This is a genomic window from Bradyrhizobium sp. USDA 4516 (assembly GCF_054055915.1).
Genome location: NZ_JBSRXT010000001.1, coordinates 456077 through 477001 on the forward strand (window position 1 = coordinate 456077; position 20925 = coordinate 477001).

The window sequence follows — 20925 nt, forward strand, 5'->3', positions numbered from 1 at the left end:
CAATGCCTCCGGCGATCCCGATCGCAACCTACCGTCTGCAACTCACTGCCGATTTCGACTTCGATGCCGCCGCCGGCGTGGCGCCGTATCTGAAGGCGCTCGGCATCAGCCATGTCTATGCGTCGCCCTTCATGAAGGCGCGCAAGGGCTCGACCCACGGCTATGACGTCGTCGACCACACCAAATTCAATCCGGAGCTCGGCGGCGAGGAGGGCTTTGCGCGGCTGAGCGACGCATTGAAGCGCCATGATCTCGGCCTGATCCTGGATTTCGTGCCGAACCATGTCGGCGTTCACTTCGCCGACAATCCGTGGTGGCTCGATGTGCTGGAATGGGGACCGGCGTCGCCGCACGCGGTCTCCTTCGACATCGACTGGGACCAGCTGCCCTATCGCGCGCGCGGCGGCGTGCTGTTGCCGATCCTCGGCTCGTCCTATGGCCAGGCGCTGGAGCGCGGCGACATCGAGCTGCGCTATGACGCGAACGAGGGCAGCTTCTCGGCCTGGTATTTCGAGCACCGCCTGCCGATCGCGCCGGAGCGCTATGGCGAGGTGCTGCGCACCATCGTCCGCGAGGCCGCGGCCGAAGACAGCCCGACCGGACGCGCGATGCTCGAGCTCGCCGCGCAATACCGGGCGCTGCGTCGCCCCAACCGCGTCGAAGCGCCGGCGCTGAAGGCGGCGATCAAGGCGATCGAGGGCGGCGCCGACATCATCGCACGCGGCCTCGATGCCTATCGCGCCGGCGAGGACCGCCCGACCCAGACGCTGGCCCTGCATCATTTGCTGGAACGCCAGCACTACAAGCTCGGCCACTGGCGGCTGGCGTCCAGCGACATCAACTATCGCCGCTTCTTCGACGTCAACACGCTGGCCGGCCTCAGGGTCGAGGACGCCGCGACCTTCGAGGCGAGCCACAGCCTCGTGAAGCGGCTGATCGCCGAAGACCGGCTGCAGGGCCTGCGGCTCGACCATATCGACGGCCTGCGCGATCCCGCGCAGTACTTCCAGCGGCTGCGCCGCCTGATCCGCTCCGCGCAGGGCGCGAAGGCCAGGCCGTTCTACATGGTGATCGAGAAGATCCTCGGCGAGGACGAGAAGCTGCCGAAATTCAGCGGCGTTCACGGCACCACCGGCTATGAATGGATGAACACGATCAGCCAGGCACTGGTCGACGGTCGCGGCCTCGATCCACTGAACGAGATCTGGCGCCAGATCAGCAACCAGTCGCCGAACCTGACGCCGGTGTTGCGCGAGGCCAAGCAACGCGTGCTGGAGACGCTACTCACCAGCGAATTCACCGTGCTGGCGCGGCTGCTTGCGCGCATTGCCAGCGGACACTACTCGACCCGCGACTTCTCCGGCGACAGTCTGCGGCAGGCGCTCGAGCTCTATGTGCTGCACTTTCCGGTCTATCGCACCTATCTGACCGCCTCCGGCCCCGCCGCGCATGACCGCACGCTGATCAGCGAGACCATCGAGCGCGCTCGCGCCGACTGGTTCGCCGCCGACGAGGGTATCTTCGATTTCCTGCGCGATGCCTTGACCATGGACCTTTTGCAGCCCGGCCGGCCGCCGCATGGCGCGCCGCGGGTCCGGCGCTTCGCGCTGAAAGTGCAGCAATTCACCGGGCCGATGATGGCGAAGTCGCTGGAGGATACCGCCTTCTATCGCTATCACCGACTGCTGGCGCTCAACGAGGTTGGCGGCGATCCGGCGGCGAGCGCGATCGCGCCCGAGACCTTCCACGCCATGATGCAGGCCCGCGCCCGCGAATGGCCGCACGGCATGACGGCGACCGCGACCCACGACACCAAGCGCGGCGAGGACGCCCGCGCCCGCATAATGGCGCTTGCGGAAATCCCCGGCGAATGGACCAGCGCGGTGGCGCGCTGGAAGGTGCTGAATGCGCCGCATCTGGTGCTCGACGGCGAGATGCGCGCGCCATCGGCGACGTTCGAATACATGCTGTATCAGGCCCTGCTCGGCGCCTGGGATCCCGATGATGCGTCGCTCGCCGCCCGCATCCAGGCCTACGCGCTGAAGGCGGCGCGCGAGGGCAAGCAGGAAACCAGCTGGCTCAATCCGCACCAGCCTTACGAGGCCGGCGTGAAAGCCTTTATCGAGCGAATCCTCGATCGCAAGACCTCGCCGGAATTCCTCGATGCGCTGGGGACGCTGGCGCAACGGACCGCGTTGATCGGCGCGCTGAATTCGCTCAGCCAGATCACGCTGAAGGCAACCATGCCGGGCGTGCCGGATTTCTACCAGGGCACCGAAAGCTGGGATCTTTCGCTGGTCGACCCGGACAACCGCCGCCCGGTCGACTTTGCCGAACGGACAGGAATGCTCGCAGCACTGGAGACGCCGGATTGGGATGCGCTGGCGCAAGACTGGCGCGACGGCCGCCTCAAATTCGCATGGACGCGGCATCTGCTCCGGCTCCGCAACGAGATGGCCGATGTGTTCACCAGCGGCGACTACGTGCCGCTCGCCGTCAGCGGCCCGCACCGCGATCACGTCATTGCCTTCGCGCGGCGCCATGGCCGCGAGGCGGCGATCGTTGCGGTGGCAAGATCGTTCGCCCCGTTCACGCAGGGCGGCCGCAGCTGGCCGCGCCCCGAAGCTTTTGAGGGTGAAATCGACGCGGCTGGATATGCGCTCAGGGATGGCGCAACCCGGATTCAGCTCCCGGAACTGTTCGGCAATCTGCCGGTTGCCGTGCTCAAGACAAAGGTCGCGGGGACGAAACGCACCGCAAGGCCGGCCCGCTCGCACGCCTGACGTCCTGCGTCAGCGCTTGGTCAGCAGCAATTTCCCGCGCTTCTGGATCGCCACCTGCGCGACCTCGGCGAACCGTTGCAGCAGCCACGGCAGCGTCACCTCGACGCGCACATGGGCATCCTCGACATCGACATGCCCGGCCGCGACCTGCCCCAGCGCCCGGACACGAAAGCTCATCCGGTTGTCGTCCCAGCGCTCCTCGTCGACGCTTATGACCGGCAGGTTCGCCGTCGCGCGCGACAGGCCCGTTTTCAAGCGGCGCATCGCCTCGTCGCGGCCGAGGCTATGGGGTATCGAAACGATCAGCGGCGCCGACATTGCGATGCACTCCTCCGTGGGTTTGGTTGATGTAGTTCTGTTCCAAGGCAAACGGAAGAACCACACAGGTTTATCACAGCGCCAACTCCGGAACCTTCACAGTTACGGGTTGTTTTCCTTCCCGAAGGGCAGAAACGAGACGAGCCCGCGGGGCTGAGGAGACGCTAGATGTCAATTGGAACGATCATTCTCATCATTCTGGTCATTGCGCTGCTTGGCGGCTTCAGCGGCATCGGCGGCGGACCGTTTTACGGCACCGGCTATTACGGCGGCGGCGGGCTCGGCCTGGTCGTCGTGATTCTGCTGATCCTGCTCCTGATGGGACGACTGTAGCCCTTGGTAGCGTTGCGTCCTGCCGATATCGACGACCAGCATCACCCGCGAAAGCGGGTGGTGCTTCGTTGGACGGCGCTTACTTGGCCGCGAGCTTCTTCATCGCCGACTTGATCGACGACGCCGCATCCTCGTAGCCATCCCAGGCCTTCGTCTTCGCGAGCAAGGCCGGCACGGTGCGCAGCGTGAATTTCTTCGGATCGAGATCACCGCGCAGCTGCGGCCAGGTCAGCGGCATCGACACTGTCGCCCCCGGACGCGCCCGCGGCGACAACACCGCGACCGCCGTCGACATCCTGTCGTTGCGCAAATAGTCGAGGAAGATCTTTCCCGTGCGCTTGGCCTTGGACATGTTGATCAGATAGCGCTCGGGATCGTCCTGCGCCATCCACTGGCAGACCGCCTGCGCGAACCCCTTGGCCTCCTTCCACGTCACCTTGTCCCTGCTGCCTGCGAGCAGCGGTGTGACGACGTGCAGACCTTTGCCGCCGGTGGTCTTGCAGAAGCTTTCGAGGCCGACCGCGGTCAGCCGTTGCCGCATGTCCTTGGCGGCGTCGATCACGTCGGTGAATGCAACATCGGGCGCGGGATCGAGATCGAACACCAGCCGGCCCGGCGTGTCATAGGCATCGGGCGCGCAATTCCAGGGATGCAGCTCGAGACCGCCGAGCTGCGCGACTGCTGCCAGGCCCTCGATCTGGTCGATCTGCAAATAGGGTTTACGGTCGCCCGAGACCTTCGCAAGCTTGAGCAGTTTTGATGTGCCGGCCATCGCATGACGCTGGAAGAAGGTCTCGCCCTTGATGCCGTCGGGCGCACGCACGATCGAGCACGGCCGGCCCTTGAGATAGGAGATCATCCATTCGCCGACCGCCTCGAAATAGTTCGCGAGGTCGAGCTTGGTCACCGGCTCGCCATCGCCCGCATCGGGCCACAGCGCCTTGTCCGGGTGCGAGATGACGACACCCATCACCTCGCTGGACGCCTTCCCGGTGCCCTTCTTCGCCGCGCCATTGGCCATCGGCTTCACCACTTTGGTTACAACCGGCCGCACGGCCTCGACCTCGTGCGCCGGCTTGTCCTGGCGCAGGCCCTTGAAGGCGGCCTGGCGGATATTGCCGGCGTCGGTCCAGCCGGCGAACTCGATCTCGGCGACCAGCTCCGGCTTGAGCCAGTGCACGTCGCGGGTCTTCTTCGGCGCGCCCTTGCCGCCGAACGGGTTCTCGTCCGCCTCCGCCGCCTTCAGTGCCGGCATGATGCGGCGGACCGTGTCCTGGCCGAAGCCGGTGCCGACGATGCCGACAAACGCCAGATGATCGCCGCGATAGACGCCCGCCATCAGCGAGCGAAATTTGCCATTGGTGGTCTTCCAGCCGCCGAGCACCACCTCATGGCCGGCGCGGATTTTTGCCTTGGTCCAGTCGTCGGAGCGGCTGGAACGGTAGGCGCCGTCGAGCCGTTTGGAGACGATGCCTTCGAGGCCGAGCTTGCGCGCGGATTCCAGCACCGCCTCGCCGCGCTGCTCGAAATGTTCGACATAGCGGATCAGAGGGTTCTTGCCCTTGCGCGCCGCGAGCAATTGCTTCAGCCGCGTCTTGCGCTCGGCGAGCGGCAGCGGGCGCAGGTCCTCGGTGCCGGCGAACAGCAGGTCGAACGCGTAGAAGATCAGCCGATCCGTCTTGCCGTCGGAGAGCGCGGCCTGCAGCGTCGAAAAATGCGGCGTGCCGTTCTTGTCGAGCGCGACGATCTCGCCATCGATCAGCGCGTCGGGCAGCTTCTCCGCCTCCTTCACGATCGCGCCGAACTTGGCGGTCCAGTCGAGCCCCTTGCGCGTCTTCAGCACGGCCTCGCCGTCTTCGACGCGGAGCTGCACGCGGTAACCGTCGAACTTGATCTCGTGGCACCAGCCCGTGCCATTGGGTGGAGACTCCACCGCGGCGCAGAGCTGCGGCGCGACGAAATCGGGCATCTCCGATACCTGCTTCGGTTTCGCCTGCCGCGTCACTTTCAGCCGCTCCTTGGGCGCCGGCGCCTTGGTCCTGGCGCGCGCGTCCGCAGCCATGCCGTGGTTGGACTGCCAGACCGCGTCCGCTTTGGCCTTCCCGTTGCCCTTGGCCAGCATGAACGGCTTCGGCGCCCGGCCCTTGCCGGCCGCGATCTGCGCCATCGAGCGTCCGGAGGCGACCGAACGGTCTTCGTCGAGGATCTCCTCGCCGTTGCCGTCAACGGCATATTCGTCGCGGTGCTTGATCAGGAGCCAGTTGGTGCGCTTGCCGCCAAAGCGGTCGCCCTTCATCCGCACCAGCACCCAGCTGCCGTGCAGCTTGTCGCCCTCAAGCGTGAACTTCAGGTCGCCCTTCTTGAAGCCGCGCTCGGGATCGTCCGATTCCCAAGTGCCGCGATCCCACAGCTGCACCGTGCCGCCGCCGTACTGGCCTTCGGGAATGGTGCCTTCGAAATCGCCATAGTCGAGCGGATGATCCTCGACCTCCACCGCCAGCCGCTTGTCATGCGGATCGAGCGAGGGCCCGCGCGTCACCGCCCAGGACTTGAAGACGCCATCGAATTCGAGCCGCAAATCGTAATGCAACCGCGTCGCGTCGTGCTTCTGGATGACGAAGCGCCGCTGCTTGCTCGGTGCGACCTTGACGTCGCCCGACGGCTCGTTGGTCTTCTCGAAGTCGCGCTTCTTGCGATAGGTGGACAGGTTTCTCAGCGACACAACAAACCTCGGCAAACCCTCGGCGCAAACGACGGCCGCCGCCTCCGTGCGGCCATCAGGAACCAAAACCCACGGTATCCGTTCAAGTTCCAAACTCAAGCTGTTTGGAGGCGATCATGGCCGCTCCCCGCGCCTACTGGAAAGGCACGCTCAAGCTCTCGCTAGTGTCATGCCCGGTGGCGCTCTACCCGGCCTCGACCGCGGTCGAGAAGACCCGCTTCCACATGATCAACCGGGAGACCGGCAACCGGTTGAAGCAGCAGATGGTCGATACCGAGACCGGCGACGTTGTCGAGGGCGACCAGAAGGGCCGCGGCTACGAGGTCAGCAAGGGCAAATATGTCGAAATCGAGAAGGACGAGCTCGAAGCGGTCCAGATCGAGAGCAACCATACCATCGACATCGACAGCTTCGTGCCCGAGGGCGAGATCGACAAGCGCTATCTCGACCACCCCTACTACATCAGGCCCGACGGCAAGGCCGGCGTCGACGCGTTCGCGGTGATCCGCGACGCCATGAAGGATCAGGACCGCGTCGCGCTGGCGCGGATCGTGCTGACCAACCGCGAGCATGTGATCGCGATCGAGCCGCTCGACAAGGGCATGCTCGGCACCACCTTGCGTTACCCCTACGAGCTGCGCGACGCCGACGATTATTTCGACGACATCAGGAGCCCGAAGGTCACGAAGGACATGATCGAGCTCGCCGGCCATATCCTCGACAGCAAGGCCGCGCATTTCGATCCGTCGAAATTCAAGGACGAGTACGAGACCGCGCTGAAGGCCCTGGTCCGCCGCAAGGCGGCCGGCAAGCCGATCAAGGCCGCCGAGCGCGAGGAGAAGCCAAGCAACGTCGTGAGCCTGATGGACGCGCTGCAGCAGAGCCTGAAAGGCGGCAAGAGCGGCGCAAGGCGCTCGCGCTCCACCGCGCGCCGCCCGACCCCGCATCGCCGCGCCGCCAAGAAGGCGCACCGGTCAAGCGCGCGGCGACGCAAGGCGGGGTGAGATCTCTCGTCCTTGCGAGCGCAGCGAAGCAATCCATCTCTCCACATACGCGGAGGGATGGATTGCTTCGTCGCTACGCTCCTCGCAATGACGGATGGATGCAACTCGTCCGCTACTTCTTCTTCGAGCTCTTCCGCTTCTTGGCAGTCTTGCGCTTCTTCGCCGTCTTCTTCTTTGACGACTTCTTCGGCACTTTCCTGCCCTTGGCGCGTGCCTCGGACAAGCCGATCGCGATCGCCTGCTTGCGGCTCTTCACCTTCTTCTTGGAGCGGCCGCTGCGCAGCGTGCCGGCCTTGCGTTTCTTCATCGCGCGCTCTACATCGCCCGATGCCTTCCGCGAATATTTCCTTGCCATGGCTTGTCTCCCGCTAACGGAAAACAAGCCTCGATGGCAGCGAAAGTTCCGTTTGGTGTCGTCGGGCGACGGCACCAACGTAGCCCGCATGAGCGCAGCGACATGCGGGAGATGCCCCGGATATCGCTTCGCTCATCCGGGCTACATGTTAGTCCGCCGCGCGCAGCCGATAGCCGATGCCGGTCTCGGTCAGCACGAATTGCGGACGCTCCGGGTCGGCCTCGATCTTCTGGCGGAGCTGGCGCACATAGACGCGCAGATATTGCGCGTCGGTCAGTTCGTCCCACAATTCCTTCAAGAGGAAACGGTGGGTCAGCACCTTGCCGGCATGCTGCACCAGCACGCGCAACAGGTCATATTCCTTCGGCGACAGCTTGATCTCTTTGTCGCCGACCTTGACGATCCGGCGCACTAGGTCGACCGAGAGATCGCCGGAGCGGAACACCGGCCGCTCGCCCTGCACCTGCAACTGGTGCCGTAGCGCCGCGCGCAGCCGCGCCAGCAATTCGTCCATGCCGAACGGTTTGGTCAGATAATCGTCGGCGCCGAGATCGAGCGCCTGCACCTTGCCGGCCTCGTCGCCGCGGCTCGACAGCACCACGATCGGGACGCTCTCGTTGCGGCCGCGGATCATGCGCAGGAGGTCGTGGCCCTGGATGTCGGGCAGACCGAGGTCGAGGATGATCAGCGCCGGCCCCTCGGCCAGCATCTCCAGCGCCAGCTTGCCGTTGGATGCCTCGAGGATGTCATAGCCCTGCGTGCTCAACCCCATCCGCAGCAGCTTGCGGATCGGCGGCTCGTCGTCGATGACCAGGACCTTGATCGGCGTCGCGTTCATGCAGCAGTGTCCAGCGCGTTGGTGTCGGCGGGGATCGGCAGGCGGATGGTGATGACGGCGCCGCTGCGGTCGGCGCGGTTGGCCGCCGCGATCGTGCCGCGCATCGCCTCGACGAAGCCGCGCGAGATTGCAAGCCCGAGGCCGGTTCCGGGGCGAACATGGTCGCCCTTCTCGGCGCGATAGAATTTGTCGAACACGCTTTCGAGCTCGGCTGCGGGAATGCCGTTGCCTTCGTCGAGGATCTGCAGCGCGATGGTGTCGCGATCGCGGGCGCCGCGGATCGAGATCGTGGTGTCCGACGGGGCGTATTTGGCAGCGTTGTCGAGCAGGTTGAACAGCACCTGCTCGAACAGCACGGCGTCGAGCTCCAGCATCGGCAGATCGGCCGCGAGCTCCAGCGACACCCGGTGATGCACCAGGATCTTGCTCGCCCGCCGCAGCGCGCTGCCGACGATCTCGCCGACATCATGGCGCGCCGTGTTCGGCACGATCGCGCCGGATTCCAGCTTGGTCATGTCGAGCAGATTGGCGATGAACCGATTCAGCCGCTCGGACTCGTCGATCACGGTGGCGAGCAGATCGTGCTTCTGCGCATCGCTCAGGTTGGCGCCGAGGTCGCGCAGCGCCGAGGCCGAGCCGAGCACCGAGGCCAGCGGCGTCTTGAGATCGTGCGAGATCGAGGTCAGGAGCGCGCCGCGCAGCCGGTCGGATTCCACCGTGCGCTTGACGCGGTCCATGTCCTCGACCAGCAGCACGCGCTCGATCGCCAGCGCGCCCTGATCGACCAGCGCATCGAGCAGCCGGCGCTGGTCCGGCGTCAGCAAGGGCCCGGTGCGGTCGTCGTCGATGCCGATCACCCCGATCGGGCCGCGGCCGGTGCGCATCGGCAGGAACAGCCGTTTTCCCCCCGGCAGCGTGTCCGAGCCGCGGCCGGCCGGGCGGTCGTTGCCCCAGGCCCAGTTGGCGGCGGCAAGATCGGCCTGGTCGAGCTGATCCTCCGGCGGATAGCCGCTCTTGACGGTCAGCATGCCGTCCTCCGGCAGCAGCAGCACCACGCGCACCTTGAGCATCAGCGCGATCTGGTAGGCGGTCGCCCACAGCACGTCGTCCAGTGTCGCGGTGCCGGCAAGCTTGCGGCTGAAGGCGTAGAGCGATTCGGTGGTGCGGACGCGGCTGATCGCGGTGTCAGCCTGGGTGCGCACCCGCGCCGCGACGTTGGAGACCAGCAGCGCGATCAGCATGAAGAAGAAGAACGCCGCGACATTGGTCGGGTCAGTGATGGTGAAGGTATAGACCGGCGGCAGGAAGAAGAAATTGTAGCACAGCGAGGCCGCGACGCTCGCCAGCAGCGACGGCCCGAGGCCATAGCGCGCCGCGGCGCCGACCACGGCGGTGAGGAAGACCAGGTCGACATTCTCGATGCCGAAGAACGGCTGGATCAGCTTGGCCGCGCCGAGCCCGAGCGCCGCCAGCAGCAGCGCCATCAGATAGGGCCGCGGATTGAACGGCTCCTGCCGCTGCGCGGTCTGCACCGCCGCCTTGCCGACCGGCAGCTCGTCGCCGGCGATCACGTTGACGCTGATATTGCCGGCGCGGCGCACCAGATCGTGCACCACGGACCCATGCGTCAGCTCGAACCAGCGCGAGCGCGTGGACTTGCCGATGATGATCTGGGTGACGTTGTTGGCCTGGGCGAAATTGATGACGTCGTCGGCGATACGGCGGCCGACGCCGGGCAGCGTCAGCGCCTCGCCGCCGAGCGATTCCGCGAGCCGCATGGTGTCGGCCAGCCGGTCGCGCTGCTCGTCGGAAAGTTGCAGGCTGCGCCGCGTCTCGATGCTGACCGCGGTCCATTGCGCATGCAGCCGGTCGGCGAGGCGCTTGGTGTAGCGCACGAGGCCGGCCGCGCGCGGATCCTCGCTCAGGCAGACCAGGATGCGCTCGCCGGCGGCCCAGGGTCCGGCAATCGCATTGGCCTGCATGTGGTTGAGCAGCTGCTCGTCGACCCGCTCGGCCGTGCGGCGCAGCGCCAGCTCGCGCAGAGCGGTGAGATTGCCGGGCGAGAAATAGTGTTCCAGCGCCCGCTCGGCCTGCTTGGGCACATAGACCTTGCCCTCCTTCAGCCGCTGGATCAGGTCGTCGGGCGTCAGGTCGATCAGCTCGATGGCATCGGCGCGATCGACCACCGAGTCGGGCACCGTCTCGCGCACCCGTACATGGGTGATCTGCGCGACGACGTCGTTGAGGCTCTCGATGTGCTGGATGTTGATCGCGGTATAGACGTCGATGCCGTGCGACAGCAATTCCTCGACGTCGAGATAGCGCTTGGGATGCCGGCTGCCCGGCGCGTTGGTATGGGCGAGCTCGTCGACCAGCGCGAGCTGCGGCCGCCGCGCGATCAATGCATCGAGGTCCATCTCCTCTAGCGTCTGGTCGCGATAGGTCAGCCGCTTCCGCGGCAGCACCTCGAGACCCCTGAGCAGCGTCTCGGTCTCGACCCGACCGTGGGTTTCGACGACGCCGACCACGACGTCGACGCCCGCCTTCAGGCGGGCGTGGGCGCTCGAGAGCATCTCGTAGGTCTTGCCGACGCCGGGGGCGGCGCCGATGAAGATCTTCAGCCGTCCCGATCGATCGGTCTCCCGGCGCGCCGCCTCCAGCAGCGCATCCGGCGAGGGTCGTTTGTCAGGGTCGCGCTGATTGGCCATACCGCAATATAGTCATCCTGCGAGGGGCAGCCTACTCTCCTATTTTGGCTTTGCCGCGTCGAGCGCCAGGTTGAGCGCAAGAACGTTAACACGGGGCTCGCCGATCACGCCGGCGAAGCGGCCCTGCGTGTTCTGCGTCACCAGCTCACGCACTGCGTCCTCGGACATGCTGCGCGCTTTGGCGACCCGCGGCACCTGGAACAGCGCGGCGTCCGGCGAGATATCCGGATCGAGCCCGCTGCCCGACGTGGTCACAAGATCGACCGGCACGCTGGCGGACGGGTTCTCCGCCTTCAGCTTCTCGACATCCTCCTTGACCCGGTCGTTCAGCGCCTTGCTGGTCGGGCCGAGGTTGGAGCCGCCGGAATTGGCCGCGTTGTAGGGCGCCGGCACTGTCTTCGTGGAGTCGTTCGGATCGGGCGCGACCGTCGCCGACGGCCGGCCATGGAAGTATTTATCTTCCTTGAACTCCTGCCCGATCAGGGCGGAGCCGATCACCTTGCCGTCCTGCTCGATCAGGCTGCCTTGCGCCTGGCGCGGGAAGATGACGCCGGCGATGCCGGTGATGGCGAGCGGATAGGCAAGGCCCGTGATCGCGGTCAGCAGGACCAGCACGAGGATGGCGGGGCGGATTTCTTTCAACATGACAGGTCTCCTAAATCTCCTTCGTCATTGCGAGCGAAGCGAAGCAATCCATGGATCGGCATAACGGATGGATGGGTTGCTTCGTCGCTTCGCTCCTCGCAATGACGCTGTGGTTAAGCCAGGCCCAAAGCGGCGACGACGAGGTCGATCGCCTTGATGCCGATGAACGGGATGATGATGCCCCCCAAGCCATAGATCATCAGGTTGCGGCCGAGCAGCGCGCCGGCACCGACCGCGCGATACTTGACGCCCTTCAGCGCCAAGGGAATCAGCGCGATGATGATCAGCGCGTTGAAGATGATCGCCGACAGGATCGCGCTTTGCGGACTCGCCAGGTGCATCACGTTCAGCACCTGAAGCTGCGGATAGAACGCGAGGAACATCGCCGGGATGATCGCAAAGTACTTCGCGACGTCGTTGGCGATCGAGAACGTGGTCAGCGCGCCGCGGGTCATCAGCAGCTGCTTGCCGATCTCGACCACCTCGATCAGCTTGGTCGGGTTGGAATCGAGGTCGACCATGTTGCCGGCCTCGCGGGCGGCCTGCGTGCCGGTGTTCATGGCGACGCCGACATCGGCCTGCGCCAGCGCCGGCGCGTCGTTGGTGCCGTCGCCGCACATCGCGACCAGCTTGCCCTTGGATTGCTCGTCGCGGATCAGCTTGAGCTTGTCCTCGGGGGTTGCCTGCGCCAGGAAGTCGTCGACGCCGGCCTCGGCCGCGATCGCGGCCGCGGTCATCGGGTTGTCGCCGGTGATCATCACGGTGCGGATGCCCATGCGGCGCAGTTCGGCAAAGCGCTCGCGGATACCGCCCTTGACGATGTCCTTCAGGTGCACGACGCCGAGCAGCTTGCCGTCCTTGGCGACGGCCAGCGGCGTGCCGCCGGCCTTTGCGATCTCGTCGGCGATCGACTGGATCTCGCGCGCTTCGGCGCTCATCGTCGCCGCGACCGCGCGGACGGTGTTGCCCGAGGCGACGGTGCGGGGCGAGCCGCCGTCGACATAGGCAAGGATCGCGTCCACCGCGCCCTTGCGGACCGACGACGTGCCGGCATCGATGCCGCTCATGCGGGTCTGCGCGGTGAACGGCACGAAGGTCGCGGCAAGCTCATGCATGTCGCGGCCGCGGATGCCGTATTTCTCCTTGGCGAGCACCACGATCGAGCGGCCTTCCGGCGTCTCGTCGGCCAGCGAGGCGAGCTGCGCCGCATCGGCGAGGTCCTGCTCGGCGACGCCGCGGATCGGACGGAACGCGGTCGCCTGGCGGTTGCCGAGCGTGATGGTGCCGGTCTTGTCCAGCAGCAGCGTATCGACGTCGCCGGCAGCCTCCACCGCGCGGCCAGACATCGCCAGCACGTTGAAGCGCACCAGGCGGTCCATGCCGGCGATGCCGATCGCCGACAGAAGCGCGCCGATCGTGGTCGGGATCAGCGTCACGAACAGCGCCACCAGCACCACGACCGAAATCGAGCCGCCGGCATAGGCCGCATAGCTCGGGATCGTCACCGTCGCGAACACGAAGATGATGGTGAGGCCGGCCAGCAGGATGTTGAGCGCGATCTCGTTCGGCGTCTTCTGCCGCTCGGCGCCCTCCACCAGCTTGATCATGCGGTCGATGAAGGTCGAGCCCTGGGCTGCGGTGATGCGGACACGGATCCAGTCCGACAGCACCTGGGTGCCGCCGGTGACCGCGGAACGGTCGCCGCCGGACTCGCGGATCACAGGTGCGGATTCACCCGTGATCGCGGCTTCATTGACCGAGGCCACGCCTTCGATCACCTCGCCGTCGGACGGGATGTTGTCGCCGGCCTCGACCAGCACGACGTCGCCGACCTTCAGCGAGGTGCCGGGCACCATGCGATAGGTCCGGTCGGTGCCGGTGAGCAGCTTGGCCTGGCTCTCGGTACGGGTCTTTTTCAGCGATTCCGCCTGCGCCTTGCCGCGGCCTTCGGCAACGGCCTCGGCGAAGTTGGCGAACAGCACCGTGAACCAGAGCCAGAGGATAATCTGGAAGGTGAAGCCGAGATTGGCGCTGCCGGTGACGAGGTCGCGGACGAAGATCACCGTGGTCAACGCGGCCACGACCTCGACCACGAACATCACGGGGTTCTTCGCCATCAGGCGGGGATCGAGCTTGACGAAGGCCGAGCGGATCGCCGGCACCAGGATCTTCGGGTCGAACATGGTCGACGCCGTCACCTGCTTTTGCAGTCTTGTGGTTTCCATGGTTGTCACTCCGGACAATTCGATCAGAACAGGGTGTTGGCGTTCATGGCGAGGTGCTCGACGATCGGCCCGAGCGCCAGCGCCGGGAAGAAGGTGAGACCGCCGATGATCAGGATCACGCCGATGACGAGGCCGACGAACAACCCGCCGGTGGTCGGGAAGGTGCCCGCCGAGGCCGGGATCGACTTCTTCTCGACCAGCGAACCTGCAATGGCCATCGCCGGCACGATCATGAAGAAGCGGCCGACGAACATCGCGGAGGCGAGCGTCAGATTGTAGAACAGGGTGTTGCCGGTGAGGCCCGCGAAGGCCGAGCCGTTGTTGCCGGTCGCCGAGGTGAACGCGTACAGCACCTCGGTGAAGCCGTGCGGGCCGGAGTTCGCCATCGAGGCCACCGCCGACGGCAGTACCACGCCGACCGCGGTCCAGCCGAGATACATCAGCGGCAGCACCAGGATCGCGAGCATCGCCATCTTGACCTCGCGCGCCTCGATCTTCTTGCCGACATATTCCGGAGTGCGGCCGACCATCAGGCCGGCGACGAAGATCGCCAGCACGACGAACAGCAGCATGCCGTAGAAGCCGGCGCCGACGCCGCCGATGATGACCTCGCCGAGCTGCATGTTGATCAGCGGGATCATGCCGCCGAGCGCGGTGAAGCTGTCATGCATGGCATTGACCGCGCCGCAGGAGGCGGCAGTCGTGACGACGGCGAACAGCGAGGACGCGACGATGCCGAAGCGGACCTCCTTGCCCTCCATGTTGCCGCCGGTGAGACCGAGCGCGTGCAGCGCCGAGGTGCCGTTGGCTTCCGCCCAGTAGGTGACGGTGACGCCGGCGACGAACAGGATGCCCATCACGGCGAAGATCGCCCAGCCCTGGCGCTCGTTGCCGACCATGCGGCCGAACACGTTGGTCATGGCGGCGCCGAGCGCGAAGATCGAGACCATCTGCACGAGGTTCGACAGCGCGGTCGGATTCTCGAACGGATGCGCGGCGTTGGCGTTGAAGAAGCCGCCGCCATTGGTGCCGAGCATCTTGATCGCGACCTGCGAGGCCACGGGCCCGAGCGCGATGGTCTGCTTGCCGCCCTCCAGCGTGGTGGCGTCGACATAAGCGCCGAGCGTCTGCGGCATGCCCTGCCAGACCAGGAACAGCGCGTAGACGACGCAGATCGGCAGCAGCACGTAGAGCGTGCAGCGCGTGACATCAACCCAGAAATTGCCGACGGTGCGCATCGACGAGCGGGTGAAGCCGCGGATCAGCGCCATCGCCAGCGCGATGCCGGTCGCCGCCGACAGGAAATTCTGGTGGGTGAGGCCGACCATCTGGACCAGATAGGACAGCGTGCTCTCGCCGCCGTAGTTCTGCCAGTTGGTGTTGGTGATGAAGGAGATCGCGGTGTTGAAGGAGAGGTCCTCCGCGACCGCCGACTGTCCGGCCGGGTTGAACGGCAGCACCGCCTGCAGCCGCATCAGGCCGTAGATGATGGCGAAGCCGCCGACATGGAACAGCAGCATGGCGACCGTATAGGTCAGCCAGTGCTGCTCGCGCCGCTCGTCGACGCCGCCGACCCAGTAGAGGCCGCGCTCGACCGGGCGCAGCACGGGCGACAGGAAGGTGCGCTCGCCGCTGAACACGCGGGTCATGTACCAGCCGAGCGGTTTGACCAGCGCGGCGACGATCGCGCAAAACAGAATAATTTGAATCCAGCCGATGACGGTCATTGCGTCAAACCTTTCGAATGGGAGCGAAGCGCAGCATCGACGCGAACAAGCCGAGCAACAGCCCGGTCAGCATCGCGTCGGCTAACAGAATTGTGCAAAGCGCTGACATCGCGGGCCGCCTAGAAGCGTTCGGGCCGCAGCAATGCGTAAGTGAGGTAGAACAGCAGGCCGAGCGAGACGAGGCCGGCGAGCGAGTAATCGAAGATCATCGCCGCCTCCGTTACAGCCGTTCGCAGGCGTAGGCGTAGCCGATGCCGGCCGCGAAGAAGCCGATCGCAAGCGCCGCCATGAGAATGTCCATCATGTGAGACTCCTATGCGTCACAGGGCGCGGGCCATTGCATAGGCGTCCCGCGCCGGATGGCCGTGAGGTGCCATCCGGGACATAGGTTTTCGAGAGGTGGCGAGTAAGGACGTTATAGGAATCCTATAAGTGCCACGAGCTGCGCAGCCGTCGTCCCGGCGAAGGCCGGGACCCATAACCACAGGGCCGAGTTTTGTGATGGCTGGGGCCAGCGCGACACGAAAACTGAAATCGGTGGTTATGGGTCCCGGCCTTCGCCGGGACGACGTGTCTTTATGGAATGCCTATATCTCCGTCCCCCGCCTCATCTCGTTTTCAAATGGCACTCCGGCCATTTTGAGCGTGCGGCCAATGCCTTGAGCTTGGATTTCTTGGGCCGCGCAAGACGAGATGACGCCATGTCCGTACTTTCCCAGAACACCTCCATCGATCTCGGCGACCGGCTGCGCGACGCCTATGCGGTGACAGCCGAATTCATGGCCGACATCATCAGCCAGACCTGCCGGCGCTTTCCCTCGGTCGGACAGAGCGGCAAGACCCGCCAGGTCGAGCGGCTGATCCAGTCGGGCGCCTGGACCGACGCCGCGATCGCGCTGCTCGATCTGGAACTGCCGCAATGGCAGATCCGCCGCCTGGTCTATGACGAGGGCGAGTGGCACTGCGCATTGTCACGCGAACGCGAGCTGCCGGACTGGCTCGACCAGTCGATCGAGACCCACCACACCGATCTTGCACTCGCGATCCTCAGCGCCTTCGTGGAGGCGCAGCGCATCTCGACGCCCGATAGCCGAACCAGCGTGCCGACCGTCCGTCGCGACACGCGCGCGCTGTACGAGCCGCTGTTCGTCGACAATATCGGCTGACGGCGGCGCGGCCGTGGACACCAAACAACTGCCGCGGCAGCTGCAGTCGGTCCAGGTCATGGTCCGGTTCGGCTTCCGGCTCGCCATCATGATCGGCTTTGCCGTGTTCGCCGGCGCTGGCTTCGGCAAGGGCCTCGTCACGCTGTTGTGGATGTCGGCCGTGATCTGCGCCTTCGCCGGGATCGCCAAGCGCGAAATGCCGTTTGCCGCAAACCTCAATCACTGGGACGAGATGACCGCCTATGTCGCGCTGTGCGCGCTCGGCAGCGGCATCGTCCAGCGCCTCTAGACCATCCTCACAAATCCTATGCCGCTCCTATGAAGTCGCTGCTCGCACGCGCTCGATTTCATATCCCGCAAATCAGACATTGATCGCGTGACCGTGACTGAAGCGTTTTCGAGCGAGCCGGATACCGGTTCGCGCGAGGAAAACGCGTCAGAAACAAAAAGAAGGACCACCACCGTGAAACTCGTCGAACCTCCCTCGTGTAGCGCCGCGTCCACCGTCGTCTTCATCGGCCGCAACCATCGCGGCCAGTGGGTCGCCCAGCAACAGAACGGCCTCTATGGCGGCCTGTTCGTCAACCGCGCCCAGGCCGTCAAATACGCGCTGTTCGAAAACGGCCAGCATCCTGAAATGATCGTCGAGCTTTCGCGTGAGATCGAGCTCGATATGCGCGGCGAGACCGCGAGCTTCCCCGCAATCCGCGTGGCGTGAGCCACCCATGACTTGACAAACATGACCTGGCAAACGGCTGCGAAAGCCGACACGGCCGGATGGCTGTCGGGCTTCATCCCCGATCTTCCGACCCCCTTCAACCATCGGGGCGAGATCGACGTGGACGCGTTCGGCCGGCTGTGCGAGCGCCAGATCGCGGCCGGCGCCACCGCGCTGGTGGTCGGCGAGACCGCAGGTGAAAGCGCGACGCTGGAGCCCGCGGAACGTGCGCAGCTGGTCCGGATCGCGGCCGGCGTCGCGCGCAAGCGGGTTCGCATCATCGCCGGCGCCGGATCGAACGCGACCGATCGCGCCGTCACATTCACCCGGGCAGCGGAAGCGGCCGGCGCCGATGCCGTCATGTCGGTCGTCCCCTATTACAACAAGCCGATGCCACGGGGCACTGCGGCGCATTTCCACGCGGTCGCCGCGGCCACCACGCTGCCTGTCATCCTGCACGACATTCCGTCGCGCACGGTGAAGGGCCTTGCCGACGAGACCCTGCTCGAGCTCGCCGCATCGCCACGCTTCGTGGGTTTGCGCGACGGCAGCGGTGACGTTGCCCGGCTGGCGCGCCTGCGCTCACGCCTGCCGGCGACGTTCCGGATGCTGACCGGCGACGACGCCTCCTCGCTGGCCTGGCTCGCCGCCGGTGGCGATGGCTGCATCTCGGTCGTGACAAACGTCGCGCCCGATCTGTACGTGGCCGTTCACAGGCATTTCCGCGAGGGACGGTTGTATCAGGCGCGGGAGTTGCACCAGCGGCTGGTGCCGCTTGCGACCTTGCTGGAGCGCGAGCATCCCGCCGCATTGAAGTTCGCGCTGGCGCTTCTGGGATTCATGCAGCCGGCGACGCGGCTGCCGATCGTGCAATTGAACGGGTCGGCAAAGGCCGAGGTCTCGCAGGCGATGGCTGAGCTTGCCGACGAGTACCTCGCAGCCGCGCATTGAGGTTTGCTGACCCGACATAACCCATCGCAATGCACAATGCGATCAGCACACGGTGCCCGTGACACGGCGCCAACTTGAGGTTCCGAAACGACGCCCCATATCCACGGCAAGGGAGTGCTTGCCGTGCACACCACCTTCAAGGCGGCCCTCGTCGTTGCGACCGTCCTGGTCGCTCTGGTTATCTCCATCCGTCCCGGTCCGGCCGCGGACAACAGCCATCTTGCCCTGACCATTTCAATCGACGGGGCAATCGGGCCGGCAGCGGCCAGCTACGTCAAGGACGGCCTGGCCAAGGCCGCCGAGCGCCACGCCGAAATTGTTATCCTGCGTTTGAATACGCCGGGCGGCCTCAGCACCAGCATGCGTGAGATCATCGCCGACGTGCTGGCCTCGCCCGTTCCCGTGGTCGGCTACGTTGCGCCATCCGGCGCCCATGCCGCGAGCGCCGGGACCTATATCCTCTATGCGACCCATCTCGCGGCCATGGCGCCCGGCACCAATATCGGCGCCGCGACGCCGGTGCAGATCGGCGGCCCGATACCGGGGCCGCCGGGCAGCACTCCGGACAAGGGCGGCAAGGACCAGAAGGACGGCGGCCATCCGTCCGAAACCAAGGATGCCATGACGGCGAAGGTGACGAATGATGCCGTTGCCTTCATCCGCAGCCTCGCCGAATTGCGTGGCCGCAATGCCGACTGGGCCGAGAAGGCGGTGCGCGATGCCGCCACCCTCTCCGCCAACGCAGCGCTGCAGGCCAACGTCATCGATCTCACCGCGCGCGATCCGGCCGACCTGCTCAGGCAGGTCGATGGCCGGACCATCGAGCTTCCCGGCGGCAAGACGCAACGCCTGGCGACCACGGACACCGCGATCGAGGCCATCGATCCCACCTGGATCGCGCGCGCGCTTGCGGTCATCACCGACCCCAACATCGCATTCATTCTCCTGATGGTCGGCATCTACGGCCTGATCTTCGAGTTCATGTCGCCCGGTGCCGTGGCGCCCGGGGTTGTCGGGACGATCTGCCTGCTGCTCGGTCTGTACGCACTCAACATGCTGCCGATCAACTACGCGGGCTTCGCCCTGATGCTGGTCGGGATCGCGCTGCTCGCAATCGAAGCCTTCAACCCGACCGTCATGATCGGCCTCGGAGGAATAGTCGCCTTCGTGCTTGGAGCAGCCATGCTGTTTCGGATCGAGGCGCCCGGTTACCGGCTGTCATGGCCGGTCATCGGCATCGTCGCCGCGATGTTCACCGGGCTCATTCTCGTCGTGCTCGGCGCGCTCCGCCGGGCGCGCAAGGGCCCGGTGCGGATCGGTGCGCAAGCCATGCGCGGGCTATCGGCCGAGGTGCTCGACTGGTCCGAGACCACGGGTCACGTCTTCACCAACGGCGAACGCTGGCAAGCGCGCAGCACCGAGACATTCACGGCGGGAGACACGGTCGAGGTCGCCAACATCATCGATTTGACGCTGGTGGTACGGCGCACGCCGGCCTCTCCCGGCGAGGGAGGTAAGGCATGATGCTTGATTATTTCACCTATGCGGCGATCGCGCTGCTGATCATCGTATTCCTGACCCAGGCCGTGCGCGTGCTGCGCGAATACGAGCGCGGCGTCATCTTCACGCTCGGCCGTTTCACCGGGGTGAAGGGCCCGGGGCTCATCATCCTGATTCCGGTGGTGCAGCAGCTGGTGAAGGTCGATCTCAGGGTGGTGGTGCAGGTGGTGCCGCCACAGGACGTGATTTCGCGCGACAACGTCTCGGTCAAGGTCAACGCCGTGCTCTACTTCCGCATCGTCGATCCCGAGCGCGCCATCATCAAGGTCAGCGACTACATGGCTGCGACCAGCCAGCTTGCGCAGACCACGCTGCGTTCGGTGCTCGGCAAGCACGAGCTCGACGAGATGCTGGCGGAACGCGACAAGCTGAACGCCGATATCCAGGAGACCCTCGACAGGCAGACCGACGTCTGGGGCATCAAGGTCACCGGGGTCGAGATCAAGGATATCGATCTCAATGAGACGATGGTGCGGGCGATCGCCAAGCAGGCCGAGGCGGAGCGGCTGCGGCGCGCCAAGGTGATCAACGCGATGGGCGAGCAGCAGGCCGCCGAGAAGCTGGTCGAGGCCGGCCGGATCCTCGCCCAGGAGCCGCAAGCGATGCAGCTGCGCTACTTCGCGGCGCTGCACGACATTGCCGGCGAGCGCTCCTCGACCGTGGTATTCCCGCTGCCGATGAACCTTCTCGATCACCTGGCGCCGCGACGTGAAGCGACGTGAACTGGTTTGGGAGCAGAAACGACGGTCGCTCAAGGTCGGCGCGCTCGGGATCGTGGGTCTCGTAGGCGCCGCGGCCTCTGCACGTCACTGCGAGCCAACGGGTCGCGCGAACGCGCGCCCGATGACAGGCTCCGCGAAGCAATCCATCGC

18 protein-coding genes are annotated in these 20925 nt (G+C 65.7%); 9 read left to right on the forward strand and 9 right to left on the reverse strand.

Annotated features, from left to right (window positions below; genetic code table 11):
- The first annotated feature begins 2 nt into the window (after nt 1-2).
- Nucleotides 3-2783, forward strand: coding sequence for a malto-oligosyltrehalose synthase (gene treY, locus ACVI1L_RS02115; RefSeq protein WP_456782145.1), 2781 nt, complete (start codon nt 3-5; stop codon nt 2781-2783).
- A gap of 9 nt (nt 2784-2792) precedes the next feature.
- Here treY and ACVI1L_RS02120 read toward each other — a convergent pair whose 3' ends face one another.
- Nucleotides 2793-3101 carry a polyhydroxyalkanoic acid system family protein gene (locus tag ACVI1L_RS02120; protein WP_038382949.1) on the reverse strand — a complete coding sequence of 103 codons (309 nt, stop codon included), beginning with the start codon at nt 3099-3101 and terminating at the stop codon, nt 2793-2795.
- Between the two features lie 168 nt (nt 3102-3269).
- Between ACVI1L_RS02120 and ACVI1L_RS02125 the strand changes: the two genes are divergently transcribed.
- Entirely contained in the window at nt 3270-3434 is a 165-nt protein-coding gene (locus tag ACVI1L_RS02125) for a DUF3309 family protein (RefSeq protein WP_076823921.1), read from the forward strand.
- Nucleotides 3435-3513: 79 nt separating this feature from the next.
- Here ACVI1L_RS02125 and ligD read toward each other — a convergent pair whose 3' ends face one another.
- The gene (gene ligD / locus ACVI1L_RS02130; RefSeq protein ID WP_456782146.1) at nt 3514-6156 is read right to left on the reverse strand and encodes a DNA ligase D; all 2643 of its coding nucleotides are present in this window, start codon (nt 6154-6156) and stop codon (nt 3514-3516) included.
- 116 nt (nt 6157-6272) lie between these two features.
- Here ligD and ku point away from each other — a divergent pair, with 116 nt between their 5' ends.
- Nucleotides 6273-7160: a non-homologous end joining protein Ku gene (gene ku, locus ACVI1L_RS02135; protein WP_057015087.1), complete on the forward strand. Its 888-nt coding sequence runs from the start codon at nt 6273-6275 to the stop codon at nt 7158-7160.
- Between the two features lie 112 nt (nt 7161-7272).
- On the opposite strand, the gene ACVI1L_RS02140 is transcribed toward ku, so the two are convergent.
- The 7 genes from ACVI1L_RS02140 to ACVI1L_RS02170 form a co-directional block, all read right to left on the reverse strand.
- Nucleotides 7273-7515 carry a DUF6496 domain-containing protein gene (locus ACVI1L_RS02140; RefSeq protein ID WP_225161094.1) on the reverse strand — a complete coding sequence of 81 codons (243 nt, stop codon included), beginning with the start codon at nt 7513-7515 and terminating at the stop codon, nt 7273-7275.
- A 148-nt stretch (nt 7516-7663) separates the two neighbouring features.
- Nucleotides 7664-8353 (reverse strand): response regulator, encoded by a 690-nt coding sequence (locus ACVI1L_RS02145; protein WP_456782147.1) that lies wholly within the window; start codon nt 8351-8353, stop codon nt 7664-7666.
- Nucleotides 8350-11061, reverse strand: coding sequence for a sensor histidine kinase (locus tag ACVI1L_RS02150; RefSeq protein WP_076823914.1), 2712 nt, complete (start codon nt 11059-11061; stop codon nt 8350-8352). Before ACVI1L_RS02150 ends, ACVI1L_RS02145 begins: the two co-directional genes overlap by 4 nt.
- A 39-nt stretch (nt 11062-11100) precedes the next feature.
- Entirely contained in the window at nt 11101-11706 is a 606-nt protein-coding gene (locus tag ACVI1L_RS02155) for a K(+)-transporting ATPase subunit C (RefSeq protein ID WP_057014873.1), read from the reverse strand.
- Between the two features lie 113 nt (nt 11707-11819).
- Nucleotides 11820-13931, reverse strand: coding sequence for a potassium-transporting ATPase subunit KdpB (gene kdpB / locus ACVI1L_RS02160; protein WP_456782148.1), 2112 nt, complete (start codon nt 13929-13931; stop codon nt 11820-11822).
- A gap of 23 nt (nt 13932-13954) precedes the next feature.
- Nucleotides 13955-15658: a potassium-transporting ATPase subunit KdpA gene (kdpA, locus tag ACVI1L_RS02165; protein ID WP_456782149.1), complete on the reverse strand. Its 1704-nt coding sequence runs from the start codon at nt 15656-15658 to the stop codon at nt 13955-13957.
- 119 nt (nt 15659-15777) lie between these two features.
- Nucleotides 15778-15867, reverse strand: a complete 90-nt coding sequence (locus tag ACVI1L_RS02170) for a K(+)-transporting ATPase subunit F (RefSeq protein ID WP_016846764.1) — start codon at nt 15865-15867, stop codon at nt 15778-15780.
- 492 nt (nt 15868-16359) lie between these two features.
- Here ACVI1L_RS02170 and ACVI1L_RS02175 point away from each other — a divergent pair, with 492 nt between their 5' ends.
- The 6 genes from ACVI1L_RS02175 (at nt 16360) to ACVI1L_RS02200 (ending at nt 20775) form a co-directional block, all read left to right on the forward strand.
- Nucleotides 16360-16824 (forward strand): hypothetical protein, encoded by a 465-nt coding sequence (locus ACVI1L_RS02175; protein ID WP_057014870.1) that lies wholly within the window; start codon nt 16360-16362, stop codon nt 16822-16824.
- Between the two features lie 13 nt (nt 16825-16837).
- On the forward strand, nt 16838-17113 hold the full coding sequence (locus ACVI1L_RS02180; RefSeq protein ID WP_456782150.1) for a hypothetical protein: 276 nt from the start codon (nt 16838-16840) through the stop codon (nt 17111-17113).
- 174 nt (nt 17114-17287) lie between these two features.
- Entirely contained in the window at nt 17288-17542 is a 255-nt protein-coding gene (locus tag ACVI1L_RS02185) for a hypothetical protein (protein ID WP_057015086.1), read from the forward strand.
- A gap of 21 nt (nt 17543-17563) precedes the next feature.
- Nucleotides 17564-18493 (forward strand): 4-hydroxy-tetrahydrodipicolinate synthase, encoded by a 930-nt coding sequence (gene dapA / locus ACVI1L_RS02190; protein ID WP_456782151.1) that lies wholly within the window; start codon nt 17564-17566, stop codon nt 18491-18493.
- Between the two features lie 114 nt (nt 18494-18607).
- The gene (locus ACVI1L_RS02195; RefSeq protein WP_456782152.1) at nt 18608-20017 is read left to right on the forward strand and encodes an NfeD family protein; all 1410 of its coding nucleotides are present in this window, start codon (nt 18608-18610) and stop codon (nt 20015-20017) included.
- Nucleotides 20014-20775 (forward strand): slipin family protein, encoded by a 762-nt coding sequence (locus tag ACVI1L_RS02200; protein ID WP_028332707.1) that lies wholly within the window; start codon nt 20014-20016, stop codon nt 20773-20775. The genes ACVI1L_RS02195 and ACVI1L_RS02200 overlap by 4 nt, the downstream gene beginning before the upstream one ends.
- Nucleotides 20776-20925: the final 150 nt, after the last annotated feature.

Coding starts and splice junctions, on each gene's coding strand:
- treY (WP_456782145.1), top strand. CDS start 3: ATGCCTCCGGCGATCCCGATCGCAACCTACCGTCTGCAACTCACTGCC.
- ACVI1L_RS02120 (WP_038382949.1), bottom strand. CDS start 3,101: ATGTCGGCGCCGCTGATCGTTTCGATACCCCATAGCCTCGGCCGCGAC.
- ACVI1L_RS02125 (WP_076823921.1), top strand. CDS start 3,270: ATGTCAATTGGAACGATCATTCTCATCATTCTGGTCATTGCGCTGCTT.
- ku (WP_057015087.1), top strand. CDS start 6,273: ATGGCCGCTCCCCGCGCCTACTGGAAAGGCACGCTCAAGCTCTCGCTA.
- ACVI1L_RS02140 (WP_225161094.1), bottom strand. CDS start 7,515: ATGGCAAGGAAATATTCGCGGAAGGCATCGGGCGATGTAGAGCGCGCG.
- ACVI1L_RS02145 (WP_456782147.1), bottom strand. CDS start 8,353: ATGAACGCGACGCCGATCAAGGTCCTGGTCATCGACGACGAGCCGCCG.
- ACVI1L_RS02150 (WP_076823914.1), bottom strand. CDS start 11,061: ATGGCCAATCAGCGCGACCCTGACAAACGACCCTCGCCGGATGCGCTG.
- ACVI1L_RS02155 (WP_057014873.1), bottom strand. CDS start 11,706: ATGTTGAAAGAAATCCGCCCCGCCATCCTCGTGCTGGTCCTGCTGACC.
- kdpB (WP_456782148.1), bottom strand. CDS start 13,931: ATGGAAACCACAAGACTGCAAAAGCAGGTGACGGCGTCGACCATGTTC.
- kdpA (WP_456782149.1), bottom strand. CDS start 15,658: ATGACCGTCATCGGCTGGATTCAAATTATTCTGTTTTGCGCGATCGTC.
- ACVI1L_RS02170 (WP_016846764.1), bottom strand. CDS start 15,867: ATGATCTTCGATTACTCGCTCGCCGGCCTCGTCTCGCTCGGCCTGCTG.
- ACVI1L_RS02175 (WP_057014870.1), top strand. CDS start 16,360: ATGTCCGTACTTTCCCAGAACACCTCCATCGATCTCGGCGACCGGCTG.
- dapA (WP_456782151.1), top strand. CDS start 17,564: ATGACCTGGCAAACGGCTGCGAAAGCCGACACGGCCGGATGGCTGTCG.
- ACVI1L_RS02200 (WP_028332707.1), top strand. CDS start 20,014: ATGATGCTTGATTATTTCACCTATGCGGCGATCGCGCTGCTGATCATC.